The organism is Nonomuraea solani (genome assembly GCF_900108335.1).
GTDB classification, from domain to species: Bacteria; Actinomycetota; Actinomycetes; order Streptosporangiales; family Streptosporangiaceae; genus Nonomuraea; species Nonomuraea solani.
The window spans coordinates 76236-94056 of sequence record NZ_FNVT01000021.1 but is presented as its reverse complement, the minus strand read 5'-3'; the positions used below and the strand labels follow the sequence as shown (position 1 = coordinate 94056).

19 protein-coding genes are annotated in these 17821 nt (G+C 70.0%); 5 read left to right on the top strand and 14 right to left on the bottom strand.

All coding sequences use genetic code 11. The features are described 5' to 3' along the window. Positions 1-6 precede the first annotated feature (6 nt). Positions 7-945, bottom strand: a complete 939-nt coding sequence (locus C4V41_RS47860) for a beta-ketoacyl-ACP synthase III (RefSeq protein ID WP_103962717.1) — start codon at positions 943-945, stop codon at positions 7-9. Between the two features lie 189 nt (positions 946-1134). Here C4V41_RS47860 and C4V41_RS47855 point away from each other — a divergent pair, with 189 nt between their 5' ends. Next, the gene (locus C4V41_RS47855; protein WP_103962716.1) at positions 1135-1740 is read left to right on the top strand and encodes a TetR/AcrR family transcriptional regulator; all 606 of its coding nucleotides are present in this window, start codon (positions 1135-1137) and stop codon (positions 1738-1740) included. Here C4V41_RS47855 and C4V41_RS47850 read toward each other — a convergent pair. The 13 genes from C4V41_RS47850 to C4V41_RS47790 form a co-directional block, all read right to left on the bottom strand. Further along, positions 1729-1941: a hypothetical protein gene (locus tag C4V41_RS47850; RefSeq protein ID WP_103962715.1), complete on the bottom strand. Its 213-nt coding sequence runs from the start codon at positions 1939-1941 to the stop codon at positions 1729-1731. The two genes, C4V41_RS47855 and C4V41_RS47850, sit on opposite strands and share 12 nt — an antisense overlap. A 37-nt stretch (positions 1942-1978) precedes the next feature. Next, a complete protein-coding gene (locus C4V41_RS47845) occupies positions 1979-2329 on the bottom strand; it encodes a nuclear transport factor 2 family protein (protein WP_103962714.1) in 351 nt (116 codons plus the stop codon). 3 nt (positions 2330-2332) lie between these two features. Continuing rightward, positions 2333-2665 carry a DUF3140 domain-containing protein gene (locus C4V41_RS47840; RefSeq protein WP_103962713.1) on the bottom strand — a complete coding sequence of 111 codons (333 nt, stop codon included), beginning with the start codon at positions 2663-2665 and terminating at the stop codon, positions 2333-2335. A 446-nt stretch (positions 2666-3111) separates the two neighbouring features. After that, positions 3112-3558 (bottom strand): YdeI/OmpD-associated family protein, encoded by a 447-nt coding sequence (locus tag C4V41_RS47835; protein WP_103962712.1) that lies wholly within the window; start codon positions 3556-3558, stop codon positions 3112-3114. Beyond that, positions 3555-4352 carry an alpha/beta fold hydrolase gene (locus tag C4V41_RS47830; protein ID WP_103962711.1) on the bottom strand — a complete coding sequence of 266 codons (798 nt, stop codon included), beginning with the start codon at positions 4350-4352 and terminating at the stop codon, positions 3555-3557. The genes C4V41_RS47835 and C4V41_RS47830 overlap by 4 nt, the downstream gene beginning before the upstream one ends. Positions 4353-4650: 298 nt before the next feature. Then, positions 4651-5658, bottom strand: a complete 1008-nt coding sequence (locus C4V41_RS47825; protein WP_103962710.1) for a LacI family DNA-binding transcriptional regulator — start codon at positions 5656-5658, stop codon at positions 4651-4653. A gap of 90 nt (positions 5659-5748) precedes the next feature. Beyond that, positions 5749-6018 (bottom strand): sulfurtransferase TusA family protein, encoded by a 270-nt coding sequence (locus tag C4V41_RS47820; RefSeq protein WP_103962709.1) that lies wholly within the window; start codon positions 6016-6018, stop codon positions 5749-5751. Positions 6019-6030: 12 nt separating this feature from the next. Beyond that, entirely contained in the window at positions 6031-6855 is an 825-nt protein-coding gene (locus C4V41_RS47815) for a carbohydrate ABC transporter permease (protein WP_103962708.1), read from the bottom strand. Next, positions 6845-7744 (bottom strand): carbohydrate ABC transporter permease, encoded by a 900-nt coding sequence (locus tag C4V41_RS47810; protein ID WP_103962707.1) that lies wholly within the window; start codon positions 7742-7744, stop codon positions 6845-6847. Before C4V41_RS47810 ends, C4V41_RS47815 begins: the two co-directional genes overlap by 11 nt. Continuing rightward, positions 7744-8982, bottom strand: a complete 1239-nt coding sequence (locus C4V41_RS47805; protein WP_103962706.1) for an ABC transporter substrate-binding protein — start codon at positions 8980-8982, stop codon at positions 7744-7746. Before C4V41_RS47805 ends, C4V41_RS47810 begins: the two co-directional genes overlap by 1 nt. Before the next feature lie 24 nt (positions 8983-9006). Further along, complete coding sequence (locus C4V41_RS47800; protein WP_200824743.1) at positions 9007-10611, bottom strand: FAD-dependent oxidoreductase; 1605 nt, start codon at positions 10609-10611, stop codon at positions 9007-9009. An 11-nt stretch (positions 10612-10622) separates the two neighbouring features. After that, positions 10623-11636: a LacI family DNA-binding transcriptional regulator gene (locus C4V41_RS47795; RefSeq protein WP_103962704.1), complete on the bottom strand. Its 1014-nt coding sequence runs from the start codon at positions 11634-11636 to the stop codon at positions 10623-10625. Positions 11637-11831: 195 nt separating this feature from the next. Beyond that, the gene (locus C4V41_RS47790; RefSeq protein WP_103962703.1) at positions 11832-12845 is read right to left on the bottom strand and encodes a LacI family DNA-binding transcriptional regulator; all 1014 of its coding nucleotides are present in this window, start codon (positions 12843-12845) and stop codon (positions 11832-11834) included. 111 nt (positions 12846-12956) lie between these two features. Here C4V41_RS47790 and C4V41_RS47785 point away from each other — a divergent pair, with 111 nt between their 5' ends. From C4V41_RS47785 to C4V41_RS47770, 4 genes are all read left to right on the top strand, one after another. Beyond that, positions 12957-14228, top strand: coding sequence for an ABC transporter substrate-binding protein (locus tag C4V41_RS47785; RefSeq protein ID WP_103962702.1), 1272 nt, complete (start codon positions 12957-12959; stop codon positions 14226-14228). 179 nt (positions 14229-14407) lie between these two features. Beyond that, on the top strand, positions 14408-15202 hold the full coding sequence (locus C4V41_RS47780) for a carbohydrate ABC transporter permease (protein WP_235030844.1): 795 nt from the start codon (positions 14408-14410) through the stop codon (positions 15200-15202). Continuing rightward, positions 15199-15963: a carbohydrate ABC transporter permease gene (locus C4V41_RS47775; protein WP_103962700.1), complete on the top strand. Its 765-nt coding sequence runs from the start codon at positions 15199-15201 to the stop codon at positions 15961-15963. The genes C4V41_RS47780 and C4V41_RS47775 overlap by 4 nt, the downstream gene beginning before the upstream one ends. Then, positions 15956-17785, top strand: coding sequence for a glycoside hydrolase family 127 protein (locus C4V41_RS47770; RefSeq protein ID WP_103962699.1), 1830 nt, complete (start codon positions 15956-15958; stop codon positions 17783-17785). Before C4V41_RS47775 ends, C4V41_RS47770 begins: the two co-directional genes overlap by 8 nt. The last annotated feature ends 36 nt before the right edge of the window (positions 17786-17821 follow it).

Below are 17821 nucleotides of genomic sequence, written 5' to 3'. Positions count from 1 at the left end.
ACCGCGTCAGGGGTGGCGGACGACCATCCCCGCGTAGGACAGGTTGCCGCCAAACCCGAACAGCAGCATCGGCGCCCCCTGCGGCACCTCGCCACCTTCCAGCAGTTTCGACAGGGCCAGGGGCACGCTCGCGGCCGAGGTGTTGCCCGACTCCACCACGTCCCGCGCGATGATCGCGTTGACCGCGCCGAGCTTCTTGGCGATGGGCTCGATGATGCGCAGGTTCGCCTGGTGCAGCACCACCGCCGCCAGTTCCTCCGGCCGTACGCCGCCCCGCTCGCAGGCCCGGCGGGCGATGCCGGGCAGTTGCGTGGTCGCCCAGCGGTAGACGCTCTGGCCGTCCTGGGCGAAGCGGGTGGGGGTGCCCTCGATCCGTACGGCGCTGCCCAGCTCCGGCGCCGACCCCCACACGACGGGCCCGATCCCGGCCTCCGCGGAAGCGCTGATCACGACCGCCCCCGCCCCGTCGCCCGTTAGCACGCACGTGGTGCGGTCGGTCCAGTCGGTCACCGTGGTCATCAGGTCCGCCCCCACGACCAGGGCGTTCGTGGCGGCGCCCGCGCGGATCGCGTGGTCGGCCTGGGCCAGGGCGTGGGTGAAGCCGGAGCACGAGACGCCGACGTCCATGAGGGCGGCCCCCGGCACGCCGAGCCGGGCCGCCACCCGGGAGGCGACGTTGGGGGCGCGCTCGGTCTGCGTGCAGGTGGCGATCAGGACGAGGTCGATATCGGACGCGTCCAGCCCGCTGCCCGCCAGAGCCTTGGCGGCGGCGTGCGTCGCCACGTCCGCCACGGTCTCGCCGGGTTCGGCCACATGTCTGGTACGGATCCCGACCCGCTGGGTGATCCACTCGTCGCTGGTATCCACCATCGCCGCCAGATCATCATTTGTCAGGACTTTGGCGGGCTGGTAGTGGCCTGCGGAGACAAGTCGTGATCCATTCATGGGCCGGACTATAGCAACCGAACGTTCGGACGCTAATCTGAACCCCACGCACCCCGATCAGAGCGGCCCGACGAGCCTCCGTGAGCCCGCTGACCGGAGAGCGGCTCAAGATGGGCCCGCGTGAGTCCGCCGACCAGATGGAGGCCTGATGAGCAGCCCGCGCACGTCCGCCGATCAGCGAGTGGCCCGGTGAGCCCGCGCAGGTCCGCCGCCGAAGCTCTCGGCACCCGTGCGGCCATTCTCGACCGCTCGGTGGGCATCGCCTCACTGGAAGGGCTGGAAGGGCTCACCATCGGGCGGCTCGCCACCGAGCTGGGCATGAGCAAATCGGGCGTCCTCGGGCACTTCGGCTCCAAGGAGGCCCTTCAGCTCGCCGTGCTCGACCGCGCCGGCCAGATCTTCCGTACCGAGGTGTGGGAGCCCGCGCTGCCCGCCGCACCGGGGCTGGCCCGGCTGCGGGTGTTGTGCGAAGCGTGGATCTCCTACCTGGAACGCGGGGTGTTCCCCGGCGGCTGCTTCTTCGTGGCGGCGGCGCACGAGTTCGACGGCCGGCCGGGGCCGGTCAGGGACGCGGTGGCGGCCAGGTTCGACGCCTGGCGGGCGCGGCTCGACAAGGAGGCCGGGCGTGCCGTGGACGCCGGTGACCTGCCGGAGGGCACGGAGCCCGGTCAGCTCGTGTTCGAACTGCTCGGGCTCGTCATGGCGCTCAACCACGCCCTCCAGCTCCACCGTGACAACCGGGCCGCCACCTACGCCCGTCGCGGCGTACGGGCCCGCCTGGGATCAGCCTGTTGAGAGCCGGTCGAAGAGGTCCAGGGCCGCTTGGCGGACCTCTGCCGGGGAGAGACCGTCGAGCGTCTTTCTGGCGTCGGTGATGTCGCGCGTGGTGGCCAGGGTGATGGCCACGGAGGTGGCGGCGGCACGGTCGATCGATCCCGTCGGGGCGGCGTCGGCCAGTTCCTGGGCGCTCGCGGCGAGGTCGAGGTTGTCTCTCAACGGATCTCCTCGGGTGAAGACGGCTCGGCCCATTGCATCATTTGGCATCGTGCCGCATCCACCATTCAGTGAATTCCCGGCATCGCCCGTCGGGAACGAACCGTATCACCCACAGATTGCTGTACGTTTTGTCGGGATATGTCGTGACACACTGAATGACGCCGACGTCCTCCGTCACGCTCACCGGATGCCACTCGAACGATGCCTCACCAGGCTTGTCGGCCCTCCCCAGCCACTGCGAGACGATCTCGTCGCGCCCCTGCCACGGTGAGCTGTACGGCTCGGTGTAGTAGACCGCGTTCTCGGTGAACAGGGCGGCGATGTCGTCGGGATCGTTGCTGTTCCAGGCGCGTACGTACCCCTCGATCCACGGGCGCGGCTCGACCATGGGTCATCCTTTCAGCGGATCGTGGCCCACGAGCATGAGCACCCGCCGCGAGTCGTCGTCCGTCTTGTCGCCCATGGTCCCGACGAAGTCCACGATCTGGCGCATCACCTCGACGTCCTCGTTGGTGAGATCGTGCTTGCGCTTGTTCAGGACGTGCAGCACGCCCCGGCCCAGCTCGTCGATGCCCATGTCCGGGTCGGGTGGGAAGCCCTCTTCGTGGGAGGCGTCGGCGAGCAGGAAGGAGCGCAGCTCCGCGGAGTTCATGTTGACCGCCCGGTGGAACTCTTCCCACAGCGTGTCGATATCAAGGTCTTCGGTGTCGAACGCCTCAGTCATATCGCCCGTCTACCCGCCAGACCTGCCGTTACGCCCCCACCCCCGCACCGGGAACACCGGCCCACCCACGGTCATGGTGAGCAGCCACGCGACCCCCGGCCCCCGCCCCAACGGCCCGCCATCCCGGTTTCCCGCACCTACAGCTCGCCATCCCAGACCCCCGCAACCACAGCTCACCGACCCCGGCCCACCGTCCTGCGCATCAGCATCCCCTGGTCCCGCCATCGGCCCGTCTACCGTCCCTTGGCCTGCCGCCGCGGGCCTGCCGTCCTGCGGCTCGGCATCGGCCGGCTCGGCATCGGCTGCTCTGCCATCTCCCCGTCCGCCGCCCGCCGCTCCGCCGTCCATCGGTCCGCCATCCCCGGCCCGCCTTGCGGCCAGGCTTGGGCGTCGTGGTCGGGCCGTGTCGTCAGATCACGCCATACAGTCGGGCTTCGCTCTGTGGGTCAGGCGACGCCGGCGGCGAGTTTGGCGACCGTGTCGGCGACGCGCCGCTGCCGGGTCTCCGGCTTCTTGGCGGCCTCGATCTGCAGCACCCACCGCCGCTGCCGCGAGTACGACAGGCTCTCGAAGAACGCCTTGGCCTCGGGTGCGTCCGCCAGCGCCGCCGCCAGGTCGTCGGGCACGCTGATCTCCCGGGGCGCGGTGTCGAGCGTGACCTCCACCTCGGCCTCGTCACCCGCCGCCACCCCGGCCCCCTGCCGGTTCTCGGCGCTGAGCGGCAGCATGAACCGGCCCCCCATGGTGGCCACGGTGCTGCGGTAGGTGTGGGAGTTGATGGTGACGGTCACGGCGGGCCGCTTGCCGCTGCCGAGCTCCTCGACGACCTCGTCGGGAACCGCGATACCCGTGGCGGTCTTGCCGCCCAGCTCGACCGTGGTGCGAAATCTCATCGGAAGAACCCCTCCAGTACGGGCGCCAGCGCGGCCGCCTTGACGATATGAGTCTGACCTTCGAGTGTCCGGTGCTCGGCCGTGGGCAGCAGCTCGGCCAGTGACCTGGCGGCGTTACGGATCCACGCCGGGCTCTTGCCCCCGTCCATGACCAGCGTGGGCACCTTGACCGAGCCCCAGGTGCCGGCGGGGTAGGGCTTGCCGTGCTCGTAAGGAGACACGAACGCCACGTCGTACGGCAGCGTGTGCGCCACCGCCTTGAGCTTGGGCCAGGCGGGCATGAAGCGCATCATGGCCACGACCGCGCCCGGCAGCCCGACACCCCGGCGCATGAAGTAGCGCACCGCCTCGGCGCGCCGGTCGGCGGCAGTCAGTTCGTTCAGGGTCCGTACGTAGTCGGCCGGGATGGCGGGCCGCGTGTCGTCCACGATGAACGGCGGCTCGTAGAGGGCCAGCCGCTCGATCGGCACCTCGCTCTCCGCGGCCGCAAGGGCGACGGCGGCGCCCGACGACGTGCCGTAGAGCCGGATGGGGCCGTCCGCCACAGAGGCGATCGCGGCCAGGTCCTCGACCTCGCGCTCAGGGGCGTAGGGGGCGGTGTCGCCGCTCTCGCCCCGCCCGCGCCGGTCGTAGGTGTAGACGGTGAACCCCCGCCCGGCCAGCGCCGTGGCCAGGTCGGCGTTGATGCTCTGCGCCCGGTGGCTGAGCGCCCCGTCCACGAGGATGACCGCCGGGCCCTGGCCCACGCGGGTGAAGGCGATGGGGGTGCCGTCCGCTGAGGTGACGTTGCTCATGCTGACCTCCGTTGTCCGTGTGATGAGAGTAGTAGCCGACAAAAAAATTTGTCAAGCCTCTATCGGGACCAAAGGTCACTTTCCGATCTCGTTTGAGCAGGGAGGTACTCAGGCATTGCTCCAGGCGCTCCAACAAACTGGAGCCGTCTCGGCCGGGGGATGCGGGGACGGCTCCCCAAGGGCACGCCGCGAGGAGGGGATGGCACGTGCCACAGGTCAGGACGGACGGTCTGCCAGCCGTACGTCGGACCTGTGGCACGTGCCATGGGCCCGAAAAGCCGAAAAAGCGGAAAAAGCCTCAGTGGGCGGGGCCGGTGCTGCCGCGCGGGGTGAGGATGGCGGCCTGGTCCTGGTAGGGCGGCACGCTCTCACCCGCGATCAGGGCCAGCAACTTCTGCGCCGCGTGCGCCCCGTACGCCGGAATGTCACGGGTGAGCGCGGTCAGCGGCGGCCGGACGACCTGGGCCAGCGGCGAGTCGTCCCAGGCCACGATCGACAGGTCGCGCGGCACCTCCACCCGCATCTCCTGCGCCACGGACAGCCCGGCCACGGCCATGATGTCGTTGTCGTACACGATGGCGGTCGGCCGGTCGGGTGAGCTGAGGAGCCGTCTGGTGGCCCGGGCGCCCTCCTCGCCGGTGTAGTCGGTGTGCACCGTGACGTGCTCGGCCACCCCTTCGCACGCCTGGGCGAACGCCTGGTCGCGGACGGTCGTGTGGACCAGTTCGGGCAGCCCGGCCACCCGCGCGAGGCGGCGGTGGCCCAGCGCCACCAGGTAGCCGACGGTCTCGCGGACGGCGTCGCCCTCCTCGGACCAGATGGCCGACAGCGACCCCGACTCGGAGGGATGGCCGATGACCACGGCGGGCATGCCGAGCCGTTCGAGCTCGCTCACGCGCGAGTCGGAGTAGTGCAGGTCGACGAGGAACACGCCGTCGATGCGGCTCTCGCCCCACCAGTGCCGGTAGACCTCGCTCTCCTGCTGGTGGCTGGTGACCACCTGGAGCAGCAGGGCGTAGGAGCGGTCGGCGAGCACGCCCTCGATGCCGCTGATCAGCTCCATGAAGAACGGTTCGACGCCCAGGATGCGCGCGGGCCGGCAGAGCGCGAGCCCGACGCAGTTGGCCCTGGCGCCGTTGAGCGCCCGCGCCGCGCTGTTGGGCCGCCAGCCGATCTCGTCGGCGATGGCGATGATCCGGGCCCGCGTCGCCTCGGACACCCCCGGTTGCCCGTTGAGCGCGTAGGAGACCGCCACCTTGGACACTCCCGCCCGGCTGGCGATGTCGGCGATCGTCGGTCGCTTCACGGACTCCCTCTCTGAACCGGATAACCCCCCATACTCTAGGACCCCCGCGGTCCAAGGGCATGGTGCCCGTCCGGTGAGGATGTTAACCGCTTAAGCCGGGTGCCAGGGCCGGGTGTCCGCGGTCTCCTTGGCGGCCCCCGCCACCCGCAGCGCGTACGTCGCCCGCTCGGCCCCCTCGACGGGCCCCAGGTAGGTGTGCCCGGTCAGGTGGCACCACGCCGGCAGGTCGACGGGCGCGGCGGGATCGGCGGCGATCAGGTGGATCACGGCGCCGGGACCGGCCGCGCGCACGTGAGCGCGCAGCTCGATGAGCAACTGAACGCACAGCTTGTCGCCGCCGTCCACCACGAGATCAGGCATGCGTACAGGAAATCATCCCTTGAGACCCGTGTGCGCCAGACCCTCGACGAACTGCTTCTGCGCCAGCACGAACACCACGAGCACCGGCAGCGCGGTCAGCGACGCGGCCGCGAGCTGCACGTTCCACATGGGCCCGCCGTAGGCGTCCACGAACTGGGTGAGCGCCTGCGGCAGCGTGAACCGCTCCGGCGTGCTGAGGAACACGATCGGTTCGAGGTAGAGGTTCCAGCTGTGCAGGAACGTGAAGATCGCCACCGCGCCGACGGCGGGCCTGGCCAGCGGCAGCCCGATCCGCCAGAACGTGGCCAGCCGGCCCAGCCCGTCGACCGCCGCGGCCTCGTCGAGCTCCTTGGGCAGCGCGATGAAGAACTGCCGCATGATGAACGTGGCCAGCACGCTCGGCGCGCCCAGGATCGGGATGAGGATGAGCGGCCAGTGCGTGTCGGTCAGCCCGGCCGAGTGGAAGAGCCGGAACAACGGCACGATCGTGACCTCGCTGGGGATCAGCAGGCCGACGAGGATGACCAGGAACAGCGCGTTCGAGCCGCGGAAGCGGATGCGCGCGAACGCCCAGCCCGCCAGCGCCGACACCGCGAGGGTGCCCACGGTGACGACGGCGGCGATGTAGAGGCTGTTCCAGTACTGCTGCGCGAACGGCTGCAGCTCGAACACCTGACGGTACGCCTCCAGCCGGGGCTGCCCGGGCAGCAGCGTCGGCGGGAAGGCGAAGATCTCGCTCACCGGCTTCAGCGAGGAGGTGACCATCCACCAGGTCGGGAAGACGAAGGGCACGCACAGCACGCAGAGCACGCCGTACAGGAGGGTCTTACGCCTCATGGAACACCCACCTCCTGCGCATCCGCCACTGCAGCACGGTGAGGGCGAGCACGATCACGAAGAGCAGCACCGACAGCGTGGCGCCGTAGCCGAAGTGGTGGAACTGGAAGGCCTGCTGGTAGAGGTAGTAGACGAGCACCGTCGTCGAGGTGCCGGGGCCGCCCTGGGTGAGCACCGCGATCTGCGCGAACACCTGCAGCGACCCGGCGATCGTGATGATCGAGGTGAGCAGCACGGTGGGGCTGATCATCGGCAGCGTGATCCTGGCGAACCTGGTCCACGCCCCCGCTCCGTCGATCCTGGCGGCCTCGTACAGCTCCTTCGGCACACCCTGCAGGGCGGCGAGGAACAGCACCATGTTGAGCCCGACGTTCTTGAAGACCTGGACGGCGACCACCGACACCATCGCGCCCGTGCCGGTCCGCAGCCAGTTGGGGCCCTCGATGCCGACGGTCTGGAGCAGGGCGTTGACGCCGCCGTTCGACTGGAGCAGGAAGCCCCACACGATCGTCCAGGCGACCAGCGAGACGACCACCGGCGAGAAGAACAGCGTCCTGAACACCACCGTGCCGCGCAGCCGCTGGTTGAGCAGCACGGCGAGCAGCATGGCCAGCGAGAGGTTGAAGACCACGAGACCGATCGAGAACAGCGCGGTGGCGGTCAGGACCTTGGGGACGTTCGGGTCGGCGAGGAGCTGACGGTAGTTGTCGCCGCCGACGAAGTCGAAGGTGTCGGCGAGCACGTTCCATTCGTGCAGGCTGTAGTAGACGACCAGGCCGAGCGGGAGGAACACGAACAGCAGGCTGCCGGCCAACTGCGGGGCCACGAAGGCGTACCCGATCAGGTGGTCCCGGCGGCTCGCTGTCCACCACGTCGAACGAATCGGCATTACTTGGCCAGCATCGGCTGGATGGCGGAGCACACCCCGGTCAGCGTCGCGGCCACGTCGGCGTTCGGCTGCCAGAGGGGGTCGAGGCCGGCCCGCACGGTCTGGGCCAGCTCGGCCTGGCCGGAGTGGCTGGGCTTGACCCGGCCGTTCGCGATGCCGTCGATCACGACCTGCTGGAGCTGCTCGGGCTTGAGCAGCGGGTTGCTCTTGCCGAGGCTCTCGGCGGTGAGGAGCTGGGTACGCGGCGGCGGGAAGTACTGGCCGAGCTTGGCGGAGTTCTCCGGGTTGGTGAGGAAGGACAGGAAGTCGGCGGCCTTGGCGGCGTTCGGGCTCTTCTTGATGACGCCGATGCCCGCCTGGCCGATGACGCTGTAGGCGCCCTTCGGGCCGGTGGGCAGCGGGATCAGGTCCCACTCGAAGGTGGCGTCTTTGAGGAGGGACGCCCGCGAGATCTGGGTGACCGTCATTCCGGCCTCGCCGGCGAAGAAGTCGGCGGTGGTGCCCGGAGCAGGCAACGCCTTGTCCTGAAATATCGACTTATGGAGGAAGGTCATCGCCTCGACCATCTCCGGCTTCGCGAAACCGCAGGTCTTGCCGTCCTCGCTCCACGCCTCCGCGCCCCAGCCACCCCAGACGGTCGCCAGGTTGTCCCAGCCCTTGTAGTCGAAGTCGCGCACCACCAGGCCGGCCTTGCCGGTCTTCTTGTTCACGGCGGCGGCCATCGCGACGGCCTGCTCCCACGTCCAGCCCGCCTTGGGCGCCTTCTGCCCGGCCTCCTTCAGCAGGTCGCGGTTCACGAACACGCCGAAGGGCGAGTTGGAGAACGGGTAGGCGTACAGCTTGCCGTCGCGCTGCCACAACTTCGTGGTGGAGGGCGCCAGCTCCTCCGGCTTGACCAGGTTGGTCAGCGGTGCGAGCGCGCCGGAGCCGACGAAGTCGGGCGCGGAGTTCTCCAGGACCCAGGCCATGTCGGGAGCGTTCCCGCCGGCGATCTGGGTGGTCAGCGTGGTGGTGTAGTTCTCGATCGGCAGCGTGTCGAACTTGATCGCCGCCACGTCCTTGTGGGTCTTGCGATATTCGTCGGCGATCCCGTTCAGCAGGCTCAGGTGCTCGGCGTTGCCGGTCCAGATCGTCATCCGCAGGGAGGCGGGCCCGCTCGCGGCGGTGTCCGCGCCCGAACCGCAGGCGGTCAGGGTGAGCAGGCCCGCGAGGCCGGCGGCGGCCATGGTGATGCGCATCGGCGCTCCTAAAATGGGGGGAGATCAGTAGCCGGACACGTCCGGCCAGTGGAGTTCGACGCCCTGCTCCTCCAGGCGCGCCTGGAAGTCGGCGAGCAGGCCGGGATCGTTGCGTACGGCGTGCGGCGAGGCGGCCCGGTCGAGGCAGAACGCGGCCAGCGCGCCGGCGGCCTCCCCGATGTTCCATTCGACCGGGTGCAGGCGGTAGCAGCCGTTGGTGATGTGGGTGGTGGCCAGGTTCTTGCCCGCCGGGAGCAGGTTGGTCACGCGGCGGGGCAGCAGCGCACCGAGCGGTAGCTCGAACGGGCTGCTCGGGACGTCCAGGTAGTTGTCGCCGCCCGTGGACGGGTGCAGGTCGATGCGGTACATGCCGATGCCGGCCGAGTCGGTGTAGCGGGCCGCGCCCTTGTCGCCGCGTACGGCCATGGACAGGTCCTGCTCGACGATCGTGTACTCGCCCAGGATCCGGCGCGACTCCCGTACGTAGGGTGCCTGCGCCAGGCCGTCGGCCGAGCCCGTGACGTCGCCGCGCAGCCGCAGCCCCGGCCAGCCGGTGCCGCCGTCGGGACGCGGCGCCTCGGTCTGCATCCAGTACAGGACCGACTTGGACAGCTCTCGGGCCCGGCGGAGGTGCTCATCCGCGTCGGGCACGTCGATGATCGCGCCCTCCAGGTAGTCGATCATCGGCCAGTTCACCAGCGTGATGTCGCTGGCGTACGCGCCGGGCGTGAACAGGTCGCGGGCGGCGATCCTGCGGAAGGTCCACAGGTTCCCGTCGCCGGGGTTGCGCCGCTGGTCGGCGCGGACCTGAAGCGGGTCGTCGCCGGGGTTGGGGGTGAACGAGCGCTCGGAGATCTCCAGCGTGCGCGGGTTGGGGGTGCGCCAGCCGAGCATCGGCCCGCCCCAGAACTCCGGCTGGTACGCCCGCCAGAAGTCGTAGCGCTCCGGCCGCTCGATCGTGTGGTCGCCGTCCACGTGGTCGATCGCGAAGCACACCGAGACGGCCTGCATGTTGTGCGGCTGCGCGGTGGCCGGCGCGCTGGGCTCGCCGGTGTCGGCCTGGGACTCGAAGCCGGTGACGTATTCGGTGCCGGTGAGCGGCAGCAGTTCGCCCGTCTCGGTGGCGTCCAGGATGTAGGGGGCGCTGATCCAGAGGTCGTCGCCGCCGTCGCGGTGCGCGAGCTTCACGGCGCTCACCCGGTCGCCGTCCACCTCGGCCGCGACCGGCCGGTACGGCTGCAGCACGGTCAGCAGCCCGCCGCCCCGGTAGGGGGCCAGCAGGGCGTCGATCACCGCGACCGCGACCCTGGGCTCGTGGCACAGCGGGCTGACGTGGCCCGCGCCCGGGTTGAGCTCCCGCCAGGCGCGGGCGCCCTCGGTCAGCGGGTAGTGGCGGCGGTAGTAGTCCCTGATGCCGTCACGCAGCTCCCGGTAGCTCGCCGTGACGCCGAACCGTTCGACCCACGTGTGCTCGTCGGGCGGGACCGCCTGGCTGGTGAGCTGGCCACCGAGCCAGTCGTACTCCTCGGTCAGCACCACCCTCCGGCCCGCCCGCAGGGCCGCCAGCGCGGCCGCCACGCCTCCGAGGCCGCCCCCGACGATCAGTACCTCGGTGCTCGACTCGCGCAAGTCCGGTCCCTTCATGTGCGTGCGGGCGCCAGGGTGGCGCCTTCGGCGAACTCGCAGGGCAGCAGGCGCTGCGCGGGCGAGCCGCCCTCGATCAGTTCGGTGAGGTCCTCGACCGCCAGCCGGCCCATCTCCCTGCGCGGGATGCGGAAGCCGGTGAAGTCGATGTCGGTGGGGGCGGGCCGCGTGGGGTCGCCCAGCGTGACGACCGACAGGTCGCCGGGTACGGAGATGCCGCGCTTGCCGAGCAGGTCGGTCAGGGCGACGGCGTCGGCGTATTCCTCGGCCAGCACCGCCGTCACACCGGCGACCAGCACCCGCGCCACCATGGCGGCGGGCTCGCCGGGGGCCAGGAGCGGCGCGTCCGGTACGGCCTCGGCGAAGCCGCGGAAGCGGTCGGCGTAGGACTCGGGGCCCTGGCCGTGGCCCAGGTACGCGATGCGCTCGTGGCCCATCGCCCTGATCCGGGCGACCAACTCCTTGACGGCGGCCGGGTAGTCGGCGCCGACGTAGGGCACCGTGCCGCCGGCGTCGTCGCGGCGGCCGACCGACACGAACGGGTAGCCCTCGGCGACCAGCCTGGACAGGTCCTCCCTGTCCAGCTCGCGGCCCAGCAGCACGCAGCCGTCGGCCAGCCTGAGCCGGTGGTCCTGGTGGTAGACCCGCTTGCGGCCGGCCACGGTGGGGGCGCTGGTGAACAGCAGCAGGTCGCAGCCGCAGCGCTCGGCGCACTCCTCGATGCCGACCAGGAACGGGTGGAAGAAGTCGCCGGTCGCGCTCGGGAAGACCGGCTCGTAGGTGAACACACCGAGGATGCGGTTGCGGCCGGCGGCCAGCCTGCGGGCGGCGGGATCGGCGACGTAGCCGGTCTCCCTGATCACGCGGAGCACGCGGTCCCTGGTTTCCGCGGGGATGCGGGACTCGGCGTCGGCCCGGTTGTTGAGCACCAGGGAGACGGTCGTCTGGCTGACACCGGCCAGCCGGGCGATGTCGCGCTGGGTCAGGCGGCGGGATGGGTCGGGAGGCATTGCGGTTCCTCAGCTAATGCGCATTAGCGCGTGGCGATGCCTGCGATTGTTCGCCGCGCGGTCGTGCGGTGTCAAGGGTTTCCGCAGTGCTAATCCGGATTACCAGCCGCTCGTACGGGGTTCCCGCCGTACGCGTCTTCCCCGCCGTCGTGGGGGGCACGGCGCTTTCACGCCTGTGCCTCGGGCGGGCCGGGGTCAGGAGACGCCGGGTGGGGAGGTGGAGTCGCGGATGACGAGGTGGCAGGGCATCTTGTGGACGCCGGGGGTGGCCCTGCCGTCTATGGCGGCGAAGAGGTGCTGGGCGGCCGTTCTGCCAAGAAGTTCGAGGTTCATGTCGACCGTCGTCAAAGCCGGGCGGGTCTCCGTCGAGAGGACCTCCCAGTTGTCGTAACCCACCACCGCGATGTCGTCGGGCACCCGCCGCCCGCGTTCCCTGGCCGCCTCCACGAAGCCGGCCGCGATCTGGTCGCTGCCGCAGAACACCGCGTCGATCTCGGGCTCGGCCATCAGCAGCATCTCGGCCGCGTGCCGCCCCCAGCGCTGCGACCACACCCCGGACAGCGTCTGCCCGGCCTGCTCGACCCCCGCCTCCGCGAGGGCCAGGCGGAAGCCCTCCGCGCGGTCCTGGGCGGCCTTGTAGTGCGTGGGCCCGGTGATGTGCGCGATCCGCCGCCGGCCCAGGGCCAGCAGGTGGTTGACGGCCATCATCGCCGACCCGACGTCGTCCGGCACGAACGAGACGTCCTCGGGGTCCTGCGACGCCGCGTACGCGTACACGACCGGCACCGGCAGGTCCTTGCTCACCGAAGGCCGCGGGTTGGTGCTCTCGCCCACCACGATCAGCCCGTCCACCCGCCGCGACAGCAGCGCCCGCAGGTGGTGCTGCTCCCTGATGGCGTCGCCCCGCGCGTCACAGAGCAGCACGGCCATCTCCCCGGCCCCGAACGCGTCCTCCGCGCCCAGCAGCACCGGGATGCCGAACCGCCCGACGCTGTCGGACGTCAGCAGCCCCACCGTGCGCGTCTGCCCGGACAGCAGCCCCCTGGCCAGGGCGTTCGGCTGGAAGGAGAGCTCCGCCGCGGCGGCGAGCACCCGCTCACGCGTCGCGGCCCGCACATCCTGGCGCCCGTTCAGAGCCTTGGACGCCGTGGCGATCGAAACCCCCGCCAGCGAGGCCACATCGTTGATGGTCGCCCGCTTACTCGCCATACTTCGAAACCCTTTTCGGTGAATTGTGAACTGCTTAGCACCCTAGCACCCATTGACATGGGCTCATGTTTCTTCTACGTTTCCGAAAACCTTTAAGTCCAGGAGCACATCATGAGACGAAGGCTGGCCGGGATCTCCCTTCTCGGTGTGTTAGCGCTCACAGCAGCGGCCTGCGGCAGCGGCGGCGGTGGTGGCGGCGCGACGCAGGCGGCGGACACTCCCGTGACGATCACCATGTGGACCCGCGCGGCCACCCAGGCGCAGAGCGAACGTCTGGTGAAGGCCTACAACAGCAGTCACAAGAACCAGGTCAAGCTCACCGTCATCCCGACCGACAACTACCAGCCCCGCATCGCCGCCGCGGCCGGCGCCAAGCAGTTGCCCGACGTGTTCGCGGCAGACGTCATCTTCGTCCCGAACTACACCTCCCAGGGCCTGTTCATGGACGTCACCGACAGGATCGCCGCCCTGCCGTACAAGGACAAGCTCGCCCCCTCGCACATGAAGCTGGGCACGCTGGACAACCGGCAGTACACGCTCCCGCACACGCTCGACCTGTCGGTCTGGTTCTGGAACAAGGACCTGTACGAGAAGGCCGGCCTCGACCCCGAGAAGGGGCCGAAGACGCTGAAGGAGTTCGCCGAGCAGGCCACCACGATCCAGGAGAAGCTCGGCAAGGACGGCAAGGTGCACGGCACCTTCTTCGGCGGAAACTGCGGCGGCTGCTACGTGTTCACCTTCTGGCCGTCGGTGTGGGCGGCCGGCGCGCAGGTCATGAACCCCGAGGGCACGACCTCGCTCAACGACCAGGCCGCCATGACCGACGTCTTCAAGATCTACCGCGACCTGTACGAGAAGAAGGCCACCGGCCCGACGGCCAAGGAGGAGCAGGGCCCGACCTGGACCGGCTTCTTCCCCAAGGGTGAGATCGGCGTCATGCCGATGCCCTCCACCACGCTCGGCCTCATGCCCGCGGAGATGAAGATCGGCGTCACCCCGATCGCCGGTCCCGACGGCGGCGAGTCCACGTTCGTGGGCGGCGACTCGGTCGGCATCTCGGCCACGTCCAAGAACGCCGACGCGGCCTGGGAGTTCCTGTCCTGGACGGTCTCCGACGACGCCCAGGTCGAGGTCATGGCCAAGAACAAGGACGTGCTGGCGCGTACCGACCTGGCCAGTAACAAGTACTCTTCCGAGGACCCCCGCGTGGTGCTGATCAACTCGCTGGTGGCCAAGGGCCAGACCCCGTTCGCGCTGCGCTTCGGCCAGACCTTCAACGACCCGCAGGGCCCGTGGCTGCGCCTGGCGCGTGAGGCCGTGTTCGGTGACGCGGCCAAGGTGGCTCAGCTCAACACCGAAGTAACGAAGTCTCTGCAGCAATGAGTTCGACCCCGCGCATGGCCTCACTCCGTGAGGCGAGCCGGTCGCTCTTGAGGCTGCCGACTTCGTCGCCGGCGCGACCTCCATCCTGGCGACCGGCGCATTCCGCGCCGGCCGCCAGGTGGCGGAGCAGGAAGGTTCAGGGCTGGCTGTACGCGGCGCCGACCGCCGTCATCGTGGGCGTGCTGTTCATCGCGCCCCTGGTGCTGGTCGTCTGGATGTCGCTCAACCGCTGGCCCCTGCTCGGACAGGCCACGTTCAACGCCCCCGCCAACTACCTGAAGATCGCCGACAACCCGCTCTTCGTGGACGCGATCTTCTTCACGCTCAAGTACACGGCCATCACCACCGTCCTGCTGTCGGGCGTGGCGCTCGGCCTGGCCCTGCTGGTGCAGGAGCGCAGGCCGGGCATCGCCTTCTTCAGGACCGCGTTCTTCCTGCCGGGCGCCGTCGGCTTCGCCGCCGCCGGGCTGCTGTTCTACGGCATGCTGAACAACGACTTCGGCCCGATCGACCCCATGCTGCAGGCGCTCGGCGTCACCAGCGAACCGGTCAAGTGGATCGGCACGCCCAACATGGCGCTGTTCTCCACGATCGCGCTGGTGCTCTGGCGCTTCGCCGGGTTCAACATGCTCATCCTGCTGACCGGCCTGCAGGCGATCCCGACCGAGGTCTACGAGGCCGCCAGGAGCGACGGCGCGAACCGGTGGCAGATCTTCACCAAGATCACGCTGCCGCTGCTGCGCCCGACGCTGGCGCTGATGCTGATCCTCAGCGTCACGGGCTCGCTGCTGGCCTTCGACCAGTTCTTCGTCTTCACCAACGGCGGCCCCGACAACTCCACCGTCTCGATGGTCATGGTCGTCTACCGGGACGCCTTCTTCCGCTTCGACCTCGGCGGCGCCGCGGCGCTCTCGGTCGTGCTGCTGGTGGCCCTCGTCGGCCTGAACACGCTCATGATGCGGAGGCTGCGATGAGCCGCTATCTGACGCTCTCCGCGCTGGCGGTGCTGTTCCTGTTCCCGCTGGTGTGGAGCGGTTACGCCTCGCTGGAGGAGCCGTCGAACTACCTGGAGATGGCGCAGTTCGGGGAGGGCGTCGGCACGTACGCGACCAACAGCGTCCTGGTCTCCGTGATGACCGTGGGTGGCACGCTGGTCGTCTCGGCGCTCGGCGGCTACGGGTTCGCCCGCTTCGACTTCCCGGGCAAGAACGTGCTGTTCCTGGCCACGCTGGCGATCCTGATGGTGCCGTACGCGACGATCCTGATCCCGCTCTACGTGCTGCTCGGCTATCTCGGCCTGCAGAACTCCCTGGTCGGGCTGTCGCTGGTGTTCGTGATGTTCCAGCTCCCGTTCGCGCTGTTCATGATGCGCAACGCGTTCGAGGCGGTGCCGCGCGAGCTGGAGGAGGCGGCGCTGGTGGACGGCTGCGGCACGTTCAGGGCCTTCTCCAGGATCCTGCTGCACGCCGTGCGGCCCGCGCTGATCACGGTCGGCCTGTTCGCCTTCCTGGCCTCGTGGAACGACTTCTTCGCCCCGCTCATCCTGCTCAACGACGGCGCGTCGTTCACGCTGCCGGTGGCCGTGGTCAGCATGACGCAGCACACCTTCGGCGCGATCGACTACGGCATGCTCCAGGCCGGCGTCATGGTCATGGCCATTCCCTGTCTCATTCTCTTCATCGTTCTGCAGCGCCACTACGTGCGCGGATTCATGTCAGGAGCTCTGCGTGGCTAATCCTGTCCTGCCCTCATCGGGCGTCCTGTCTCCCCTCGGCCTCGACGCGGTACGGCTGTCTCCCGGTTTCTGGGGGGATCGGATGGCGCTGAACCGCGAGGTCACGATCGCCCACTGCCAGGAATGGGAGGAGAAGGAAGGCTGGATCGGGAACTTCCGCGGCGAGCGGCCGCGCAGGGGGCGGGAGTTCAGCGACTCGGAGATCTACAAACTGCTGGAGGCCATGGCCTGGGCCGACCACCCCGCGCTGCCCGCGCTGGCCGAGATCGTCGCCCAGGCTCAGGAGGGCGACGGCTACCTCAACACCCGCTGGACCGGCAGCCGCTACACCGACTTCGAGTGGGGGCACGAGCTCTACTGCTACGGCCACCTGATCCAGGCCGGGGTCGCCCGGCTGCGCACGCACGGCGAGGACCGGCTCACCGAGGTCGCGATCAGGGCCGCCGACCACGTGTGCCGCCGTTTCATGGACGGCACGCAGACCTGCGGGCACCCCGTGATCGAGATGGCGCTGGTCGAGCTCTACCGCGCCACCGGCACCGAGCGCTACCTGGAGATGGCCCGGCGCTTCGTCGAGCGGCGGGGCCTGCCGGCGCTCGGTGACATCCCGTTCGGCCGTGGCTACTTCCAGGACGACGTGCCGGTCAGGCAGGCGCAGGTGTTCCGCGGGCATGTGGTGCGCGCGCTGTACCTGGCCTCCGGGGTGGTCGACGTGGCGGTCGAGACCGGGGACCAGGAGCTGCTGAAGGCGGTCGAGTCGCAGTGGGAGCGGACGGTCGCGCGGCGTACCCATCTGACCGGGGGCATGGGCTCGCGGCACATCGACGAGTCGTACGGTGACGACTACGAGCTGCCGCCGGACCGGGCGTACAACGAGACCTGCGCGAGCATCGCCTCCGTCATGCTGTCACACCGGCTGCTGCTGGCCACCGGCGACGTGCGCTACGCCGACCTGGTCGAGCGCACGCTCTACAACATGCTCGCCACGGGCGTCGCGCTGGACGGCCGCTCGTTCTTCTACGCCAACCCGCTACAGGTACGCGTGCCGGCGGTGCCGCTGAACGGCGTCAACCACGCCGCCGAGGGCGGGCTGCGCTCGCCCTGGTTCGACGTGTCGTGCTGTCCGAACAACATCGCCAGGACGATGGCCTCCCTGCCCGCCTACGTGGCCGCGGCCGCCGGCGACGGGATCCTGGTGCACCACTTCACGCCGTCGGAGATCCGCCACGAGCGGCTGGCGGTGCGGGTGGAGACCGGTTACCCGTGGACCGGCTCGGTGAGCGTGCGCGTGCTGGAGGACGGCGAGGGGCGCATCGGCCTGCGGGTGCCCGCGTGGGCCTCGGACGCGACGCTCGCGCACGTCCCGGTGTCGTCCCCGGACGCGCCGCTGCCCGACGGGCCCGTCATCCGGCCGGTGGGCCCGGGGTACGCCTACGTCGACGGCCCGTGGCGGGCCGGCGACGAGATCCGCCTGGAGCTGCCGATGCGGGCCAGGTGGACCTATCCCGACCGGCGGATCGACGCGCTGCGGGGGAGTGCGGCGGTGGAGCGGGGACCGCTCGTCTACTGCGCGGAGTCGGTGGCCGACGAGCCGCCGCTCGGCGATCTGACGGCGCGCGTCGATCCGCCGGTCGAGCACGAGGTGGACGGGGCCGTGGAGCTGGAGGTGGCCGCGTCGCTGGGCGCCGGTGCCAACGGGGGCTGGCCGTACGGGGAGGCGGGCGCGCACGGGGGTGGCGCGGACGTCGGGCTGCGGCTGGTGCCGTACCACCGGTGGGGCAACCGTGGCCCCGCCACCATGCGGGTCTGGCTACCGATCTAGGAGTTGACGTGCGTAAACCGTTGGTGTGCTTAGCCT

Bases quoted from the DNA above. Each gene is read 5' to 3' on its own strand.
- C4V41_RS47840 (WP_103962713.1), bottom strand. From the start codon at position 2,665: ATGACTGAGGCGTTCGACACCGAAGACCTTGATATCGACACGCTGTGG.
- C4V41_RS47810 (WP_103962707.1), bottom strand. From the start codon at position 7,744: ATGCCGATTCGTTCGACGTGGTGGACAGCGAGCCGCCGGGACCACCTG.
- C4V41_RS47815 (WP_103962708.1), bottom strand. From the start codon at position 6,855: ATGAGGCGTAAGACCCTCCTGTACGGCGTGCTCTGCGTGCTGTGCGTG.
- C4V41_RS47805 (WP_103962706.1), bottom strand. From the start codon at position 8,982: ATGCGCATCACCATGGCCGCCGCCGGCCTCGCGGGCCTGCTCACCCTG.
- C4V41_RS47820 (WP_103962709.1), bottom strand. From the start codon at position 6,018: ATGCCTGATCTCGTGGTGGACGGCGGCGACAAGCTGTGCGTTCAGTTG.
- C4V41_RS47785 (WP_103962702.1), top strand. From the start codon at position 12,957: ATGAGACGAAGGCTGGCCGGGATCTCCCTTCTCGGTGTGTTAGCGCTC.
- C4V41_RS47775 (WP_103962700.1), top strand. From the start codon at position 15,199: ATGAGCCGCTATCTGACGCTCTCCGCGCTGGCGGTGCTGTTCCTGTTC.
- C4V41_RS47795 (WP_103962704.1), bottom strand. From the start codon at position 11,636: ATGCCTCCCGACCCATCCCGCCGCCTGACCCAGCGCGACATCGCCCGG.
- C4V41_RS47835 (WP_103962712.1), bottom strand. From the start codon at position 3,558: ATGAGATTTCGCACCACGGTCGAGCTGGGCGGCAAGACCGCCACGGGT.
- C4V41_RS47845 (WP_103962714.1), bottom strand. From the start codon at position 2,329: ATGGTCGAGCCGCGCCCGTGGATCGAGGGGTACGTACGCGCCTGGAAC.
- C4V41_RS47830 (WP_103962711.1), bottom strand. From the start codon at position 4,352: ATGAGCAACGTCACCTCAGCGGACGGCACCCCCATCGCCTTCACCCGC.
- C4V41_RS47860 (WP_103962717.1), bottom strand. From the start codon at position 945: ATGAATGGATCACGACTTGTCTCCGCAGGCCACTACCAGCCCGCCAAA.
- C4V41_RS47790 (WP_103962703.1), bottom strand. From the start codon at position 12,845: ATGGCGAGTAAGCGGGCGACCATCAACGATGTGGCCTCGCTGGCGGGG.